This is a genomic window from Falsiroseomonas sp. RANM36 (assembly GCF_056682175.1).
In genome coordinates this window covers 255,709-272,644 of the sequence record NZ_JBWXTD010000003.1, presented here as the reverse complement: position 1 = coordinate 272,644, position 16,936 = coordinate 255,709, and the positions used below count along the sequence as shown (strand labels likewise).

18 protein-coding genes are annotated in these 16,936 nt (G+C 71.1%); 11 read left to right on the top strand and 7 right to left on the bottom strand.

The genetic code is table 11. The features are described from left to right. Positions 1–1,112: TRAP transporter substrate-binding protein (locus tag AC1MIR_RS06105; RefSeq protein ID WP_480027295.1), on the bottom strand; the 1,112-nt coding region annotated here is incomplete at its 3' end. Positions 1,113–1,329: 217 nt separating this feature from the next. Between AC1MIR_RS06105 and AC1MIR_RS06100 the strand changes: the two genes are divergently transcribed. Next, positions 1,330–2,067 carry an aspartate/glutamate racemase family protein gene (locus AC1MIR_RS06100; RefSeq protein ID WP_480027294.1) on the top strand — a complete coding sequence of 246 codons (738 nt, stop codon included), beginning with the start codon at positions 1,330–1,332 and terminating at the stop codon, positions 2,065–2,067. Here AC1MIR_RS06100 and AC1MIR_RS06095 read toward each other — a convergent pair. The 4 genes from AC1MIR_RS06095 to AC1MIR_RS06080 are packed head-to-tail and all read right to left on the bottom strand — an operon-like array spanning position 2,064 to position 6,031. Next, entirely contained in the window at positions 2,064–2,948 is an 885-nt protein-coding gene (locus AC1MIR_RS06095; protein WP_480027293.1) for a polysaccharide deacetylase family protein, read from the bottom strand. The genes AC1MIR_RS06100 and AC1MIR_RS06095 overlap by 4 nt on opposite strands. Before the next feature lie 8 nt (positions 2,949–2,956). Then, positions 2,957–4,438, bottom strand: coding sequence for an FGGY-family carbohydrate kinase (locus AC1MIR_RS06090; protein ID WP_480027292.1), 1,482 nt, complete (start codon positions 4,436–4,438; stop codon positions 2,957–2,959). Next, positions 4,435–5,235, bottom strand: a complete 801-nt coding sequence (locus tag AC1MIR_RS06085) for a BtpA family protein (RefSeq protein ID WP_480027291.1) — start codon at positions 5,233–5,235, stop codon at positions 4,435–4,437. The genes AC1MIR_RS06090 and AC1MIR_RS06085 overlap by 4 nt, the downstream gene beginning before the upstream one ends. Before the next feature lie 16 nt (positions 5,236–5,251). Beyond that, on the bottom strand, positions 5,252–6,031 hold the full coding sequence (locus AC1MIR_RS06080) for an SDR family NAD(P)-dependent oxidoreductase (RefSeq protein ID WP_480027290.1): 780 nt from the start codon (positions 6,029–6,031) through the stop codon (positions 5,252–5,254). A gap of 51 nt (positions 6,032–6,082) precedes the next feature. On the opposite strand from AC1MIR_RS06080, the gene AC1MIR_RS06075 reads away from it, so the two are divergent. The 10 genes from AC1MIR_RS06075 (at position 6,083) to AC1MIR_RS06030 (ending at position 15,650) form a co-directional block, all read left to right on the top strand. Then, on the top strand, positions 6,083–7,579 hold the full coding sequence (locus tag AC1MIR_RS06075) for an amidohydrolase family protein (protein WP_480027289.1): 1,497 nt from the start codon (positions 6,083–6,085) through the stop codon (positions 7,577–7,579). A gap of 112 nt (positions 7,580–7,691) precedes the next feature. Further along, positions 7,692–8,555 (top strand): ABC transporter permease, encoded by an 864-nt coding sequence (locus AC1MIR_RS06070; RefSeq protein ID WP_480027288.1) that lies wholly within the window; start codon positions 7,692–7,694, stop codon positions 8,553–8,555. Next, positions 8,552–9,346 (top strand): ABC transporter permease, encoded by a 795-nt coding sequence (locus tag AC1MIR_RS06065; RefSeq protein ID WP_480027287.1) that lies wholly within the window; start codon positions 8,552–8,554, stop codon positions 9,344–9,346. Before AC1MIR_RS06070 ends, AC1MIR_RS06065 begins: the two co-directional genes overlap by 4 nt. A 23-nt stretch (positions 9,347–9,369) precedes the next feature. Continuing rightward, positions 9,370–10,422, top strand: a complete 1,053-nt coding sequence (locus tag AC1MIR_RS06060) for an extracellular solute-binding protein (RefSeq protein ID WP_480027286.1) — start codon at positions 9,370–9,372, stop codon at positions 10,420–10,422. Between the two features lie 77 nt (positions 10,423–10,499). Next, positions 10,500–11,531 (top strand): ABC transporter ATP-binding protein, encoded by a 1,032-nt coding sequence (locus AC1MIR_RS06055; RefSeq protein ID WP_480027285.1) that lies wholly within the window; start codon positions 10,500–10,502, stop codon positions 11,529–11,531. Beyond that, a complete protein-coding gene (locus tag AC1MIR_RS06050; protein ID WP_480027284.1) occupies positions 11,528–12,250 on the top strand; it encodes an aspartate racemase/maleate isomerase family protein in 723 nt (240 codons plus the stop codon). Before AC1MIR_RS06055 ends, AC1MIR_RS06050 begins: the two co-directional genes overlap by 4 nt. Further along, a complete protein-coding gene (locus tag AC1MIR_RS06045) occupies positions 12,247–13,086 on the top strand; it encodes an alpha/beta hydrolase (RefSeq protein ID WP_480027283.1) in 840 nt (279 codons plus the stop codon). Before AC1MIR_RS06050 ends, AC1MIR_RS06045 begins: the two co-directional genes overlap by 4 nt. A gap of 80 nt (positions 13,087–13,166) precedes the next feature. Next, positions 13,167–14,123 carry a TAXI family TRAP transporter solute-binding subunit gene (locus AC1MIR_RS06040; protein WP_480027282.1) on the top strand — a complete coding sequence of 319 codons (957 nt, stop codon included), beginning with the start codon at positions 13,167–13,169 and terminating at the stop codon, positions 14,121–14,123. 168 nt (positions 14,124–14,291) lie between these two features. Continuing rightward, positions 14,292–14,972, top strand: a complete 681-nt coding sequence (locus tag AC1MIR_RS06035) for an amino acid ABC transporter permease (protein ID WP_480027281.1) — start codon at positions 14,292–14,294, stop codon at positions 14,970–14,972. A 3-nt stretch (positions 14,973–14,975) separates the two neighbouring features. Next, positions 14,976–15,650: an amino acid ABC transporter permease gene (locus tag AC1MIR_RS06030; RefSeq protein WP_480027280.1), complete on the top strand. Its 675-nt coding sequence runs from the start codon at positions 14,976–14,978 to the stop codon at positions 15,648–15,650. On the opposite strand, the gene AC1MIR_RS06025 is transcribed toward AC1MIR_RS06030, so the two are convergent. Both AC1MIR_RS06025 and radC read right to left on the bottom strand, forming a co-directional pair. After that, positions 15,633–15,887 (bottom strand): hypothetical protein, encoded by a 255-nt coding sequence (locus AC1MIR_RS06025; protein WP_480027279.1) that lies wholly within the window; start codon positions 15,885–15,887, stop codon positions 15,633–15,635. The genes AC1MIR_RS06030 and AC1MIR_RS06025 overlap by 18 nt on opposite strands. 83 nt (positions 15,888–15,970) lie before the next feature. Beyond that, positions 15,971–16,738: a RadC family protein gene (gene radC / locus AC1MIR_RS06020; protein WP_480028714.1), complete on the bottom strand. Its 768-nt coding sequence runs from the start codon at positions 16,736–16,738 to the stop codon at positions 15,971–15,973. Between the last annotated feature and the right edge of the window lie 198 nt (positions 16,739–16,936).

The window sequence follows — 16,936 nt, the reverse complement described above, 5'->3', positions numbered from 1 at the left end:
CTCGGCCCCCCCCCCCCCCCCCCCGCCGCGGCGGGGGCGGGGGCGGCCGCGCCGGCTGCGTCCGCAGCTCCGCGGATCGTCATGCCGCGCGCGCGGCCGACCGTCTCGTTCCAGACCTGCGCACAGTTCGGATAGCCGCGGGCGCAGCGCTGGGCCCAGTCGGACAGCACCACTTCCTCGGCGATCTGCCGCACCCGCGCCTTGTCCGCGTCGCTCACCTGCACGAGCGTCATGTTGTAGGGCTGGTGCGCCCGGCGCAGGCAGCTCGGCAGGCCGATGGAGCAGTTCGTCGCATCCTGGTTGGTGGTGCGCGCCAGCTCCCAGAGCGCGTCCTCCATCTGCCGGAACTGCGCGGTCAGACCATCGCGCAGCGCCTGAGGCTGGCGGTTCCACCAGGCGAGGTTCACCAGATGCGCCTGCACCGAGCCCGAGACAGAGAGCGGCAGCAGATGCGTCGTCACCTCGGGCCACTTGCCGGTGTTGGCGGAGGTGGGCGAGGTGATGCCGCAGCTCGCCACGCCGCGCTGCAGCGCCGGATAGACTTCGGGGAAGGCGAGCGTCACGGGCGTGGCGCCCAGCCGTTCCAGCAGCGCCGACATCGAGGCGGTGAAGGAGCGCACCTTCAGCCCGCGCAGGTCGTCCAGGGTGCGGATCGGCTGGTTGCAGAAGAAGACCTGCGTGCCGAAGGGCCAGATGGCGAGGACGCGCGCGCCGAAGCGCTGCTCGATGCGGGCGTTGAACACCTCGCGGTAGGCATTCACCGCGCTGCGCAGCTCGTCCATGTCGGTCGAGACGCCGATCAGGTCGATGCCTTCAAGGAAGGGATCGTCGCGCGCGGCCAGGCCGACCTGCGCCGAGACGACATCGAAGGTGCCGGCGCGCACCAGGCGAAAGGCGTCCGCCATGTTGAGGCCGAGCGCCTGGAACTCGCTGCGCTCGATGCGCAGGTTCAGTTCCGACCGCATGCGGTCCATCGCCGCGCTCTCGACCGGGAACTGGGTGCTGGCCTGCTGCGACTGGCTCAGCCAGCGCACGCCGGTCTGGGCGCTTGCCGTGCCGGCGGCCAGCACGAGGCCGAGGGCTGCGGCAAGTAGAAGCCGGGCTCGACGCATGGTTGCCGTTCTCCCTCCAAGGTGGAATCGCATTGCAACCTGTTCAGGCACCCGGAGGCAAGGCGAAGAATGCCGGCTTCTTGCGCTTTCGTGCCGGGATTGCCCCCGATCGTCACGCGGACTGCCCCGCAGTTGGGCAGGTCCGGACAAGCGACACAGTCCTGGGACGCTGGCATAGTCTTGGTGCTGAACGATCCAGCATCCCGGAGACCCCGCCTTGCGCCTGCTCGTCGCCAATCCCAACACCACGCCGCAGGTGACGGAGCTCTGCGCCCGCGCCGCGCGCGCCGTCGCCTCTCCGGGCACCGAGATCCTGCCGCTCACCGGTCGCTTCGGCGCGGAGATCATCAACTCCCGCGCCGAGAACGCGATCGCCGCCCATGCCATGCTGGAGATGCTGGCAGAGCACGCGCCGGGCGCCGATGCCGTGCTGCTCGCCGTCTCCTACGACACCGGCCTGCTCGCGGCGCGGGAGGTGCTGTCCGTGCCGGTGGTGGGCATGACGGAAGCGTCCATGCTCTCGGCCTGCCTGCTCGGCACGAGCTTCGGGCTGGTGACCTTCGGCACCCCCACCGTCTATCGAGAACTCGTCGCGCTGTACGGACTGACGGATCGGCTGGCCGGGATCCGCTCCATCGTCGCCTCGCCCAAGGACGCCTATGCCGATCCGGCGACGGTGGACGCCAAGGTCGCCGAGGCCGCGGCGGCGCTGGTGGCGGAGACGGGCGCCGAGGTGGCGGTGCTGTGCGGTGCTGCGATGGCGGGCATGCCCGCGCGCATCGCGGATCGCGTGCCCGTGCCGGTGATCGACGGCATCGCGGCCGGCGTCGGCCTCTGCGAGATGCTGGTGAAGCTCAAGGCGGCGAAGGCGCAGGTCGGCAGCCTGGCGCATCCGGGCGCGCGGCCCACGGTCGGTCTCGCCGCGCCGCTTTCCGCGCTGCTGAAGGGCGGCTAGACGGCGCGCGACGAATCGGCGTGGATGAAGGCCGCGATGTCGGCGCCGCGCGTGATCCAGAGATCGCCGGCGCGGGCGCGGATGTGGTCCAGCGCGCGCGCGAAATGCCGGCGCCGGAAGGGCTGGCCGATGATGTTGGTGTGCAGCGCGATGCCGAAGGCCAGCGCCACGCCGTCCTTCGCATCCTCGATCAGCTGGTCCACCTGCGCGACGATCATGTCCGTGAACTCGGCTGCACTGGCCTGGCGGCCCATGACGACGACGCTGTCGTTCACCTCCTGCGAATAGGGCAGCGACAGCAGCGGGCCCTGCGCGGTATTCAGCCAGAAGGGATGGTCGTCGGCGCACCAGTCCAGGATGTAGCGATAGCCGGCCGCGCGGATCAGCTCCGGCGTGCGCTCCGTCTCGGAGAGCCAGGGGCCGAGCCAGCCCGGCGGCGGCGTGCCGGTGGCCTGCGCGATGCGCGCGGTGGCGTCCGCGATCAGCGCGCGTTCCGCGCCCTCGTCCAACCCCGCCTGGCTCTCCGAATTGGTGCGGCCATGGCAGGAGATCTCATGGCCCAGCGCCTTGCACGCAGCGACGAAATCCGGCGCATGGTCCAGCAGCGCGCTGTTCAGCAGGATGGTCAGCGGAAGCCCCTGCGCCTCGAAAAGCCGCAGCAGCCGCCAGGCACCCACGCGCGTGCCGTATTCGCGCCAGGAGGGGTTCAGCACGTCGGGCTTCGTCATGCCGGGCACCAGGTCTTCCACCAGCCCCTCATCCCAGGCGTAGTGCTCCACATTCAGCGCGAAGTAGAGCGCGACGCCGGCACCGTTCGGCCAGCGGAAGCGCGGCCGGTCCTCAATGGACCGATAGGCGAAGCGATCCTGCGATCCGGGCATCACGATCCTCACACGGTGGCGGCGAGTTTCGGATAGAGCGGCTTCAGCCGCTCATAGGTCTCGCGCCAGAGCGGATACAGCGCATCGTAGCGCGCGACCCAGTCGCGTTCCGGCTGCACCGTCGCCGCCGGCCGGACGAAGTGGCCCACCTGGTTCCAGTCCGGGAAGGCGCCGACCGCCATGCCCGCGACATAGGCCGCGCCGAGGCAGGAGCCGGGATGGCCGTGCAGCAGCTGCACCGGCTGGGCCAGCACGCCGGCAGCGATGCGCATCCAAAGGTCGCTCTGCGCGCCGCCATCGGACGCGATGATGCGCGTCACGGGATGGCCGAGTTCGCGCAGCACCTCCAGGTGATGCCGGAACCCGAAGCACACCGCCTCCAGCGCCGCGCGCCAGACATGCGCCAGCCCGTGGTGCAGCCCGAGCCCCACCAGCGTGCCGCGCGCATGCGGATCGTGCAGCGGCGTCTTCTCGCCGAGGAAATAGGGCAAGAGCAGCAGCCCCTCCGCGCCAGGCGCAACGGCCTCCGCGCGCGCGTCGAGCGCCGCGTGACCGAGCCCGCCACCCCATTCGCGCACGATCCAGTTCAGCACCGCGCCGGAGGAGGCCATGCAGCCATTCGGCAGGAACAGCCCCGGCACGAGATGGAAATCGAGGAACAGCCGCGGATCGGGCGTCGGCGCCGCGGTCGCCAGCAGGATATCGCCGGCGCCGCCGAACTTGATCAGCAACTCGCCCGGCCGCGCGATGCCCGCGACGAAGGCCGAGGCGACGTGATCGGCGCAGCCCGCGACCACCGGCGTGCCGGCAGCGAGCCCGGTCGCTGCGGCGGCCTCCGCCGTCACGCGGCCGACGATCTCATGCGCGTCGCGCAGCGGCGGCAGCGCGCCAGGCCTGCCGCCGAGCGCCACCAGGTCATCCGCGAGAGTCCCCGTGCCGAGGTCGAGGAAGCCCGCCTCCAGCGCCCAGTTCCGCTCCAGCGAGAGGGCGCCCGAAAACTTCCAGGCGATGAAGTCGTAGGAGCCGAACATCGTCGCGATGCGCGCAAAGGCCTCCGGCTCGTGCTTCGCCAGCCAGCGCAGCTTGGGCGCGACGAGCTGCTGGTTGATGCCGTTGCCGGTCCGGCGGACGAAGGCGGCCTCGTCGGTCGCGCTTCGGATCTCCTCCACTTCCGCGGCGGTGCGCCCGTCGCTCTGCTGGATGCTGGGGCGGATCAGGCGGCCCTGCTCGTCCAGCAGCAGCAGCGCCGGCACCATGCCCGTCGCGCCGATGGCGGCCACCTGCGACGCGGCGATGCCGGCCTGCGCCAGCAGGTCGGGGATGATCGCGCAGGCATTGGCCCACCATTCCCCGGGATCCTCCTCCGCCCAGCCGGGCTTCGGGCTGCGGAGCGTGACGGGGCGCGAGGCGGTCGCCAGCACGCGCCCGCCGGCCTCGACCAGGATGCCGATGGTGGAGGTCGTCCCGATGTCGAGGCCCAGCAGGATCACGCACGCATCGCGCGCACGCGCTCCATGAAGCGGGCCACGCGATCGGGATCCACCTTGTTCCAGGTGTGCCCGTCGCGCTTGAAATGCGTGCCCACCACGCAGCCATCCGCGACGGCCAGGATTTTCTGTACGTTGTCGATATTGACGCCGGTGTTCGCGAAGACCGGCACGTCGCCTGCCGCCTGCTTCGCGGCATCGAGGTCGGAGCCGTCCACCGGCTGCCCGGTGATCGGGCCGGAGACGCAGATCACGTCGGCCAGCGAGGAGAACACCACGCTTCGCACCCGCTGCGAAACGCTGCGGCCATCGAGCGCGCTGGCGAATTCCGCATTCACGTTGAACAGCAGCTTGAGGTCCGGCCGCCCAAGCTGCGCGCGCAGCCGCAGCGCACCGGCGCAATCCGGCTGCCACATCCCCATGTCCGAGGCATAGACGCCGGTGAACACCTCCCGCGCGAAGCTGGCGCCGGTGGCGACCGCGAGCCCCACCGTCGCCACTGGATCCCACAGGTAGTTCACGCCGAAGGGCACGGTCAGCCGCGCCTTCACCTGGCCGATGATCGCGGCCATGGCGGCGAGCGATTCGGGCGTGGCCTTCAGCAGATAGGGCCGGTCGCCCTCGTTGCCGAACATGATGGCATCCACGCCGCCCGCCTGCAGCGCCGCAATGTCTTCCTCGATGTCGTCGACCAGGCCCGCCATGCCGCGCGACGCGTCATACAGCGGCGAGCCCGGCAGCGGCCCCAGATGCGCCATGCCGATGATTGTTTTCCGTGTCGAGAAGAGGCCGGGGATCACGCTCAAAAGAATCCTTTCAGCTCATGAAGACGCCGCCATTCACGTCCACGGCCAGGCCGGTCATGAATCGCGACGCATCGCTCAGCAGGAACACGACCACATCCGCCACGTCCTCCGGCACCTGAAGACGGCCGAGCGGCGTGAGCGAGACGTATTCGGCGCGCACCGCCTCCGGCGTCATGCCGCGCAGCGCCGCTTCCCACACCGCCTCGCGGTCCTGCATGGAGGTGTTGACGAAACCGGGACAGACGCAGTTCACGCGGATGCCCTGCGGCGCGACTTCCCGCGCCAGCGCCTGGGTGAAGCCGGCGACCGCGAACTTGCTGGCGGAGTAGTGCGCCAGCAGCGGCGCGCCGACCTTGGCCGCGAGCGAGGCGGTGTTGACGATCACGCCCTTCGTGCCGGTCGCCAGGAAGTGCCGCACCACCGCCTGGTCGGTCAGGAACACGCCCTTGGCGTTCACCGCCATGTTCGCGTCCCACTCCGCCTCGGTCAGGTCCACCACGCGCGCCATGGTGGAGATGCCGGCATTCGCCACCGCCGCATCCAGCCCGCCCAGCGCCTCGGCCGCTTCCTGCACCACGCGCGCCGTCGCTGCCGCATCCGTCACGTCGAGCGGGAAGGCGACGTGCCCGGCTCCGGCCTCGCGCGCCACGCGTTCGGCCGCCGCGCCGTCCAGGTCCGTCACCGCCACGCGCGCCCCGGCCGCGGCGAGCGCCAGCACGATGGCCCGCCCGATGCCCGCGCCGCCGCCGGTGACCAGCGCGCGTCGGCCTTCCAGCGCGCGCCCCGTCATGCGCGCGCGCGGCTCTGGCCAGGCGGCACCGACCGTGGCGAGAATGCCGGCATGTCCCTGCTGATCCGCAACGCCCAGCTCCTCACCTTCGATGGCGGCCGCATGTGGCCCGAGGCCGACATTCATGTCGCCGGCGGCCGCATCCTGGCCATCGGCCCCGGCCTCTGTCCAGAGACGCCGCCCGCCCGCGTGATCGAGGCGCGCGGGATGCTGGCGATGCCCGGGCTGATCAACGCGCATTTCCACTCCCCCAGCAACTTCCTGCGCGGCGCGCTGGACGGCCTGCCGCTCGAGGTCTTCATGCTCTACGAGGTGCCGCCGCTCGCCACCGGCGTGCCGGTGAAGCGCCTCAACTACGTGCGCACCATGCTGGGCGCGGTGGAGATGCTGCGCCACGGCGTCACCAGCGTGATGGACGACGCCTTCCACATCCCCGTCGCCAGCGCCGAGGGCATCGACGGCATCGCCGAAGCGTATCGCGACAGCGGCATCCGCGCCCGCCTCGCGATCGACCAGCCCAATGTCGTCGAATACGAGAAGTTTCCGTTCCTCGCGGAGCTTCTGCCGCCGCACATCCGTGCCGGCATGGCGGCGGCGCCGATCCAGCCGGCGGGCGAGCTGCTGGAGCTCTACGACCACCTGATCGCGCGCTGGGACGGCGCGGCGGAGGGACGGATCGGCGCGGCACTCTCCTGCTCCGCGCCGCAGCGCGTGACGCTCGACTATTTCCGCGCGCTCTCCGCGCTCTCCGCGAAGCACGACCTGCCCTTCAACTGCCATATCCTGGAGACGAAGCTGCAGCGCGTGCTCGGCGAGGAAAAATACGGCAAGAGCCTGGTGCGCCTGGTGCATGACCTCGGCGTGCTGGACGAGCGCATGGTGGTGATCCACGCCATCTGGATCGACGCCGACGACATCGCGCTGCTCGCCGCCTCCGGCGCGACGGTGGCGCACAACCCGGTCTGCAACCTCCGTCTCGGCAGCGGCGTGATGCCCTTCCGCGCGCTGCGCGACGCGGGCGTCCCGATCTGCATCGGCACCGACGAGGCGGTGGCCGACGACACGATCAATCCCTGGTCGGCGCTGAAGATGGCCGGCCTGGTGCACACGCTGTCCGACATGGACTACCGAAGCTGGCCCGCCGCGCCCGAAATCCTGGACTGCATGTTCTCCGGCGGTGCGCGGGCGCTGCGCTGGCCCGGCATCGGTCGTCTCGCGCCGGGCGCGCGCGCCGACATCGCCCTGCTCGACCTCGACAGCCTGCCCTTCACGCCGCTGAACGACCTGCACCGCCAGCTCGTCTTCTGCGAGCCCGCCTCCGCCGTCCGCATGACCATCGTGGACGGCCGCGTGGTGTTCGAGGACGGTCGCGTGACCACGGTGGACGAGCGCGCGCTGCGCCAGGAAGCGCGCGCGCTGACCGAGCGCTACCGCGAGGACTTCGCGCCGGCCATCGCGGAAGCGCGCCGGCTGGAGCCGTACTATCGCGAGATGTATCTGCGGGCGCATGCGCGCGACGTCGGCCTGCCGCGACGCCTGACCAGGTAAGCGGCATCCGCCGGCCGCATCTGCCTGAATTTGCGCCACTTGCCGCTTGCGGGCTGTAGATTCCCCTCGGAAATCGCGTCGCCGGCCTTGTCCGCCCGCTAGCCTGCGCAGTGTGACGAACACCGCGACCAGGACGGGCTGGCTGCTGGCGCTACCCGCCGTGCTGTTCCTGCTGCTCTGCTTCGTGGCGCCGGTCGCGCAGACGCTCTGGCTCGGCTTCGGCGCGCGCACGGATGCGGGGGTGATGTCCTATGGCTTCACCTTCGAGAACTATCGCCGCGCCTTCGCCACCGACCTGTACTGGCGGATCCTTCTGCGCACCGCGCGGATGGCGAGCTGGGCGGCCTGCGTCGCCGCCATCGTCGGCTTCCCGCTCGCCTGGGTGGTCGCGCGCGGCAGCCCCTGGCTCTCCAGGCTTGTCACGCTGACCCTGGTGACGCCGCTGCTGGTGAATGTCGTCGTGCGGTCCTATGGCTGGTCCGCGATCCTCAGCCGCAACGGACTCATCGCCTGGACACTGGGCGGGCTCGGCATCGAGGACCCGCCCTCGATCCTCTACACGGAAGCGGCGGTGCTGATCGCCTCCGTGCATGTCTTCCTGCCCTTCATGGTGCTGCCGCTGGCCGGCGCCATCGCCCGCATCCCCCCGGCCGCCGAGCAGGCCGCGACCATCGCCGGCGCGGGGCCCGCGCAGCGATTCTGGCGCATCATCCTGCCGCTGTCGCTGCCGGGGCTTGCCGTGGGCCTGCCGCTGGTCTTCTCGCTGACGGCGGCGGCCTATGTCACGCCGCAGATCCTCGGCGGCAACTTCTCGCCGCTGCTCGGCACCCTCATCCAGCAGCAGGTGCTGACGCTGCACGACTGGCCCTTCGGCGCCGCGCTGTCCACGCTGCTGGTCGCGATGGTGCTAGCGGTGAACCTGGTCTTCATCGGCATTGTCGGCCGGCGGTTGCGGCGCTGGACGGCCGCGGCATGACGGAGCGCATTCCCCGATCGCTGGCCTGCCTGGTGGCGCTGTTGCTGGTGATCATCGTCGCGCCGCTCGTCGTGCCGGTGGCGATGTCCATCTCCGACACGCCCTACATCGTCTTTCCGCCCGAGGGATTCACGCTGGAATGGTACGGCGTGATCCTGGCGGACCCGGAAGCGCAGGCCTCCTTCCGCGTCTCGCTCGAACTGGCCTTCCTGGCCACGCTGCTCGCGCTGGGCCTCGGCATTCCCTGTGCGATGGCGCTGGTGCGCTACGATTTTCCCGGGCGCGGCGCGGTGCTGGCGCTGGTCCTCGGACCGTTGGTGGTGCCCTTGATCGTCACCGGCGTCGGGCTGCTGCAGTTCTTCTCCATGCTCGGACTGCGTGGCGCCTTCCTGCAGCTCCTGATCGGCCACACCGTGGTGTGCATCCCCTATGTCGTGCGTTCCGTGTCCGGCGCGCTGACCACGGCGGACCCGACGCTCGAGGATGCGGCACGGGTCCTGGGCGCCGGGCCGCTCCGCATCTTCACGCGCGTGATCTGGCCGCAGATCAGGCCCGGGGTCGTCGCCGGCGGGATCTTCGCCTTCATCATCTCCTTCGACGACTTCGCGATCTCCATGTGGCTGGCGGATGCGCGCAGCTTCCCGCTGCCGCTGTTCCTCTACGCGGCGATCCAGAAGTTCTTCGATCCCTCCATCGCGGCGCTCTCCGCGCTGATGGTCTTCTTCGCGCTCGGCCTCGTTCTGCTGATCGAGAAGGGACTCGGCATCGGCGTGCGTCGCATCGCCGGATGACTGAAACCAAGGGAGTTCGACCGATGCAGACCATCACACGCCGCGCCCTGCTGGGCACGGCGCTCGCCGCACCCGTCGTGAGGGGCGTCGCCGCCCAGACCCGCGAGATCGTCGTGGGCATCTGGGGCGGCGCGCAGGGCGACTTCGTCAAGCGCCAGATCATCCCCGCCTTCGAGCGCGACTTCGGCTGCAAGGTGCTGGCCGAGGAAGGGTTCACGCTTGCGAACCTGGCGAAGATGCGCGCCACCCGGGACAACCCGCGCTTCTCGGTGATGTTCATCGACGACCTGGCGATCCCGATCGCCAAGGCCGAGGGGCTGATCGCCGAACTGCCGCGCGACAGGATGCCGGCGATCGCGAATCTCTATCCGCGCTTCCTCTACGAGGAAGGCTTCGGCACCGCGCTCGGCATCTCGCTCGGCGGCATCTTCCACAACACCCGCGTCCGCCCGCCCGAGAGCTATGCGGAGCTGTGGGACAGCCGCTATCGCGGCAAGCTCAAGCTGGTCAGCCCGAACAACACGCCGTCCATGTTCTTCCTGATCGTCGCCGCGGCGGTCGAGACCGGGAAGCCCTATGCCGAGGCGCAGTACGAGATCGACAAGGCGTGGGACCGCATCGCCGCGCTGAAGCCGAACATCCAGAACCTGTTCGGCGACGGCATCCAGGCGGCGAACGAGGTGGCGCAGGGCCAGGCCGATATCGGCCTGCTGGAGTATTCGAAATACGTCTATCCCTACACCGCCCGTCGCGCGCCGGTGACCATGGCGTTCCCGAAGGAGGGCGCCTTCGCCGGCACGAACTGCCAGGTGCTGGTGAAGAACGGGCCGCACCAGGATCTCGCCGTCGCCTTCATGAACCGCATGATCGAGCCGGCGGTCCAGAAGCCCTTCAGCGAGTTCGCGCTGACCACGCCGCCGGTCTCCGGCATCACCTTCTCCGCCGATACGCAGCGATGGATCGCCTATCCGGTCGAGGAGATGGACCGCCGCGGCCTGTTCACGCCGGACTGGACCTACATCAACGCCCGCCGTTCCGCCTGGACCGAGCGGCTGAACCGGATCTTCTCGCTCTGAGCAGCCCGCCGCAGGGCGCGGGGGTCGTCCTCCGCGCCCTTTCGAAATCCTTCGGCGCGACGCAAGTGGTGCGCGGCGTGGACCTCGACGTCGCGCCCGGAGAGATGCTCGCCCTGCTCGGACCATCCGGCTGCGGCAAGACCACGACGCTGCGCATGATCGCCGGGCTGATCGAGCCCAGTTCGGGCGAGGTGCTGATCGGCGGCCGTTCGGTGCTGGGCGTGCCGCCGCACAAGCGCGACCTCGGCATGCTGTTCCAGGCCTATGGCCTGTTCCCGCATCTGACCGTCGCGCGCAACGTCGCCTTCGGGCTCGAGATGCGCCGCGTGCCGAAGGCGGAGGCGGCGCAGCGCGTCGCGGAGGCGCTGCGGCTCGTGCGCCTCGACGGCTTCGCGGAGCGGATGCCGGCGCAGCTCTCGGGCGGCCAGCAGCAGCGTGTCGCCCTGGCGCGCGCGCTGGTCTATCGCCCGCGCATGCTGCTGTTGGACGAGCCCTTCGGCGCGCTCGACCGGAAGCTGCGGGAGGAGATGCAGGTGGAGCTGCGGCTGCTGGTGAAGCGGCTGGGGCTGACCACGATCATGGTCACGCATGACCAGGAGGAGGCGCTGACGCTGGCCGACCGGCTTGCGGTGATGGAGCACGGGCAGCTCATGCAGGTCGGGACCGGGGCCGAGGTCTATGACCGCCCGGCCAGCCGCTTCGTCGCGGATTTCATGGGCGTCGCGAACCTTCTCGACGGCCGCGTCGCGAACACCGGATCGGTGGCGACGCTCGAAGCGGCCCAGGGCGTGCGCCTGCTTGCCACGCCGGTCGCGGCGCCCCCGATCCAGGGCAGCCTGGGAACGGTGGCGATCCGCCCGGAGGCCGTCGCGCTGCTGCCCCCGGATGCGCCCGATGAACCCGGCACCACGACCCTGCACGGCATCGTCGAGCAGGCCATCTTCAAGGGGCAGGGGCTCGATGTCTGGGTCGGAACGCCGGCCGGGCGCATTCTCGCGCGGCTCGACCGCGGCGCGCTGGAGACGACGCCGGAGCCCGGCGCGGCCTGCCTGCTCCGCATCGCCGCGTCGCGTGCCATACTGCTGTCCCGCGAGGCCGAATCCGCATGACCCTTCCCGCCATCGGCACCATCACGCCGTCCTCCAACCGCACCGTGGAACGCACGCTGGCCGCGATCCTGCCGCTGTTCCCGGGGCTCGATTCCTGCATCGCGCGCATCCCGTACTACGGGCCCGGCATCGGGCAGCCGAAGGACGGCTACGATGCCGAACCGTATCGCCACGCGGCCTGGCAGCTCGGCCATGCCGCGGTGAGCGTGGTGTGCTGGAACGGCACGCGCGGCGCCGGGCTCGGCCTTGAGGCGGATCGGGCGCTCTGCCGCGTGATGGCGGAAGCGGCGGGCTGCGCCGCGACCACCGCCTCGCTGGCGACCGCGACGCTGCTGGACCGGCTCGGCGCGCGGCGCATCGGCTTCGTCACGCCCGGCGACGCTTCCTATGCGGAGGAAGCGGCCGCGGGATTCGGTCGCGAGATGGCCGGTGCGCGCACGCTCGGGCTGAAGGACAATCTCGCCTCCGCGGCGGTGCCGCCGGCGCGCATCGCCGAGCTGGCGCGAGAGCTTGCCGCCGCGGCGAAGCCCGACGCCATCCTGCTCTGGAGCACGAATCTGCCGGGCTGGGAGGCGATGGCGCCGCTTGAGGCCGAGCTCGGCATCCCGGTGATCGATTCCGCCGCCGCGGGCGTCTGGGCGTGCCTCGACGCGCTCGGCCGCGACATGGGCGCGGCAGGCCATCTGGGCCGCCTGTTCCGCGACGCACCACGCCGATGACCGCTGCCGCCTTCGGCTGGCGGTTGCGCGATCCGCGGCCGGGCGAGTTCGTCCGGCTCCGCGCGGGCGGCCTCTGGATGCCGAATGCCATGCAGCCCGCGGCATCGCCGCCGCTGCTGTTCGTGCCGGGCGGCTATCACGGCGCCTGGTGCTATGGCGGCTACCTCGACGATCTTGCGGCGAACGGCATCGCGGGTGCGGCGGTGGAGCTGCGCGGCCATGGCGTGCTTGCGGGAGCGGGCCTCGATCCCGGCGCGGGCCTGGCGGACTACGCGGCCGATGTCGTGGATGCGGCGCGCCATCTGGCCGCCCTGGCCGGCGTTCCGCCGGTGATCGTCGGGCACAGCCTCGGCGCGCTGGTGGCGGCGCTGGCGGCCGGCATCGTGCCGGCAGCGGGGCTCGTGCTGCTCGCGCCCTCGCCGCCCGGCAACCTGCCCGGCGCCCTGGCGGTGCCGGCCGTGCCGGAGGACCGGCTGCGGCCGCCGCCCCCCCGCGCCCGCGCCCGCGGGCGCGGCGTCCGCGGCCGCGGCCCGCCCGGCCTCGCGGCGTGGTGCGCGCGGCTCTGTCCCGAAAGCCCGCGCGCGCTGAACGATCGCTACAGGCTGCGCGTCGCCGTGGATCCCGCGGCGCTGCGCCGCCTGCCGTCGCTCTGCATCGAAGCTGGGCGCGAGGACGCCGCGCGCCACCCCGCCGGCCAGGACGCGGCGGTCGCCGAGTTCTATGGCGCGACGCATGTGCTGCTGCCGGAGGCGCCGCATTGCCTGATGGCGGGCGAGGCCGGCGCGGAAAGCGCCGCGCTGATCCGCGCCTGGCACGCAGCCCTGCCGAGGCGCTGACCCGGGGCGCGGTTGCGGCCCGGCGCCAGCCGTCCCTATCATCGCCCGTCACCTGCGACGACACGACAGGGAGGAAGGACATGAACAGGTTCCTGCGCCTTGCGGCGGCGGCAGCGCTTGCCGTCACGGCGGCGATGGCGAAGCCGGCGGCCGCGCAGCCCACGCAGCTCTCGATGGGCGGGTCCACCACCACGACGCCGTTCTTCGCGTATTACTCCGCGGTGGCGCGCAGCATCTCGCAATCCGATCCGGGGTTGAACGTCACGGTGGTCTCCACCGGCGGCTTCGCCACCAATGTCCGGCAGATGATCGGCGGCCAGATGAATTTCGGCGGCGTCTCGCCCGACCTGCTCGAGGATGCCGAGAGCGCCGCCACGCCCTTCCGCGACTTCCGCGTGCTGTGGTGGGCGGTCCCGGCCGTGCAGTACATCGTGGTGCGCGCGGACAGCCCGGTGCGCAGCCTATCGGACCTGAACGGACGCTGCTTCCATGCCGGGATGCGCGGCTCCTCCTCCGAGAAGAACATGCTGCGCATCATCCGCGCGCTGGGCTACACGCCGCAGCATTACCCGGCCGACGCCGCGGATGCGATCAACGCCATCCGCACCGGCCGCTGCCTGGGCCAGGCGCGCACCGGCGGCAACCGCAACGTGGACGCCAACACCGCGGAGCTCGCGCTGACCGTGCCGCTGCGCCCGATTGGCTACACGGATGCCGAGATCGCGAAGGTGCAGCAGGCGATCCCCTGGATGAGCTTCCGCGAAGTGCCGGCCGGCGTGCTCGGCGCCGGGCCCTTCCGCACGCATGAGCTGATGGTCGGCTTCGCCACCACCACGCGGATGAGCGACGACATCGCCTATCGCGTCGTGCGCGGCATGCATTCGGGCATCGCCGAGCAGCGGGAGGCCTTCGCGCCGCTGCGCGACACCGACGTGATCGCCAACACGATGAGCGTGCGCGGCGTGAAGCTGCATCCCGGCGCCATCCGCTTCTATCGCGAGATCGGCGTGCAGGTGCCCGCCGAGCTGGTGCCCTGATCCATGGCCGCGCCCGTCTCGCCCGTCGCGGAGGCGGGCGCGGCCCGTCCGGCTATTGAGCCCGCGCCGCCCCCCCCCCCCCGCCGCCGGCCCCCCCCCCCGCGCCGGGCGGCCGCGCGTCATGCCGGAGGCGTGCCTTCGGCACGACGCGTCTGAGGGCAGAGACAATTGACCGGCTGGGAAGGCTTCGCGTTCTCCTTCCTGAACGCGCGGGTCGCGGCGGAATACTGGCCGAAGATCCTCGAGGGGCTCGGCGTCACCATCGCGCTCGCGGCGCTGATCATCGTGAGCGGGCTCGCGCTCGGGCTGTTGCTGGCGGTGCTGCGCACGCTCGGCATCCGGCTGCTGAACTGGGCGATCATCTTCGTGGTGGACCTGTTCCGGGCGCTGCCGCCGCTGGTGCTGATCGTGCTGATCTATTTCGGCCTGCCCGCGGCGGGCATCGGCTTCTCCGGCTTCGCCGCCACCTGGCTCGCGCTGACGCTGGTGCTGATGGCCTTCGCCGAGGAGATCTTCTGGGGGTCCATCTGCGCCGTCCCGAAGGGACAGTGGGAAGCCGGCCGCGCGCTCGGCCTGCATTTCCTGCCGACACTCGGGAAGATCGTGCTGCCGCAGGCGATCCGCATCGCCATTCCGCCGCTGACCAACCGCACCATCGCCATCACCAAGGGCACCGCGCTCGGCAGCGTCGTCGCGGTTTCCGAGATCCTCGGCGCGGCGCAGTCGGCGATGGCCTTCTCCGGCAACCCGACGCCGCTGATGCTCGGCGCGCTGGCCTATCTGGTGCTGTTCTTCCCCGTCGTGGTGCTCGGCCGCTGGATCGAGACGCGCTTCGCCTGGCGCCGCTGAGCGATGAACGACTTCGTCCAGGCCTTCCTCAACCTCGAGATCGCCGTCGCGGCGCTGCCGATCCTCTGGATGGGGCTGCAGCAGACGCTGCTGCTCTCGGCGCTGGTGGTGCCGCTCGGGCTCGGCGCCGGCTTCGCCTTCGCGCTGCTCTCGACGCGGCGGGAGCCCTGGCTGCGCTGGCCGCTGGTGGTGCTGATCGACATCTTCCGCGCCATCCCGCCGCTGGTGCTGCTGATCCTGCTCTATGCGGGGCTGCCCTTCGCGGGGCTCGACCTCGGCGCCTGGGGGGCGGTGGCGATCGCCTTCATGCTCAACACCGGTGCCTACTACGCCGAGATCCTGCGCGCCGGCATCGAGGCGGTGCCGGCGGGCCAGCGGGAGGCGGGGCGCGCGCTCGGCCTGCGGCCCTGGCACATCTGGGTGTTCATCGTGCTGCCGCAGGCGGTGCGGAACGTGCTGCCGGACCTGGTGGGCAACACGCTGGAGGTGGTGAAGCTGACCTCCATCGCGAGCGTCGTGGCGATGCCCGAGTTGCTGTTCCAGGCGCGCCAGGCGCAGAGCATCACCTTCAACGCGACGCCGATCGTGGTCGCGGCGGTGGCCTATTTCATCCTGCTTTGGCCGGCGGTTCGGCTTCTGTCCGCATTGGAGGCGCGCCGGCTACGCGCGATGCGGTGACGCTTCGGAAGGCTTGATGGCGGCCACCACGGGACGGGTCTTCGCCGGGCGCCTCCCGAGCGACCAGTTCGCGGCCATCCGCACCTCGGGGTTGGGCACCGTCCAGCAGGCGCCGTCGGCGTCGAGGAACACCACCCACATCAGGTGCGTCTCCGGCCCGTAGTCCAGAACGAAATGCGCAAGCCCCGAACCGTGCGGCGTGGTCATCGGCAGGGGCGGATTGAGCTGCTGCAGCATGCGGCCTCCATGCGCCAGTCCGGAGCATGCCGGATGGGCGACCTCGCAACGCCGGGCGCGGATCGCCGGTTGCATCGCCGCGCCTATCGGTCGAGCAGGCCTTCGCGCCGAAAGCTGAACCAGCGCCCGTTGCCGATGATGACGTGGTCGTGCAGCACGATGGAGAGCACGGCCCCTGCCCGCTCCACCTCCCGCGTCATCTCCATATCCGCCGCCGAGGGCGTGGGATCGCCGGAAGGGTGGTTGTGCACCAGGATCAGCGCGGTGGCGTGCAGGTCCAGCGCACGCTTCACCACCTCCCGCGGATAGACCGGCGTGTGGTTCACCGTGCCGCGCGCCTGCGCCTCGTCCGCGAGCAGGCGGTTCCGGGTGTCCAGGAACAGCACGCGGAACTGCTCCACCCGCTCGCGCGAGAGCGCCGCGTTCAAATAGGCCATCAGCCCGTCCCAGTTGTTGAGCACCGGCGCCTCGATCAGCTCGGCCTGCTGTATGCGCAGCGCCGCGGCCTGCACCAGCTTGAGCGCGGCGACGGAATGCGGGCCGAGGCCGCGCGTCGCCAGCAATTCGGGCTGCGGCGCGGCCAGCACGCGGGCGAAGCTGCCGAAGCGATTGATCAGCGACTTGGCCAGCGGCTTGGTGTCGCCCTTCGGCATGGCGAGGAAGAGCAGCATCTCCAGCAACTCGTAGTCGGCGAGCGCGCCGGGGCCGCGGGTGAGCAGCTTGTCGCGCATGCGCGCGCGATGGCCATGCGGGCCGGTGCTGGGAAAGGGAAGCTCGGCGCCGGCATGTGCGCTGGCGGCGGGCGGCGGCGCGGCGCGGGTGAAGCCGGCGGTGGCGGGCGGAAGCGGCAGGACGGGGCCGCCTTCCGCGAAGCCGCGCGCCGGCTCGGCCGGATGCGGCGCGGGCGCCCAGGCATCCGCCTTGACCCTGCCCCCTAATTGCCCTCGTTCATGAGCAGAGCCTGTTCTCCATTTGCCCCGATGCGGGGCGGGTTGCAAATGCGGCTGGGGTGAGCCCGTTCAGGCTCGTGTGCGGGCGGGCCGTGTTGT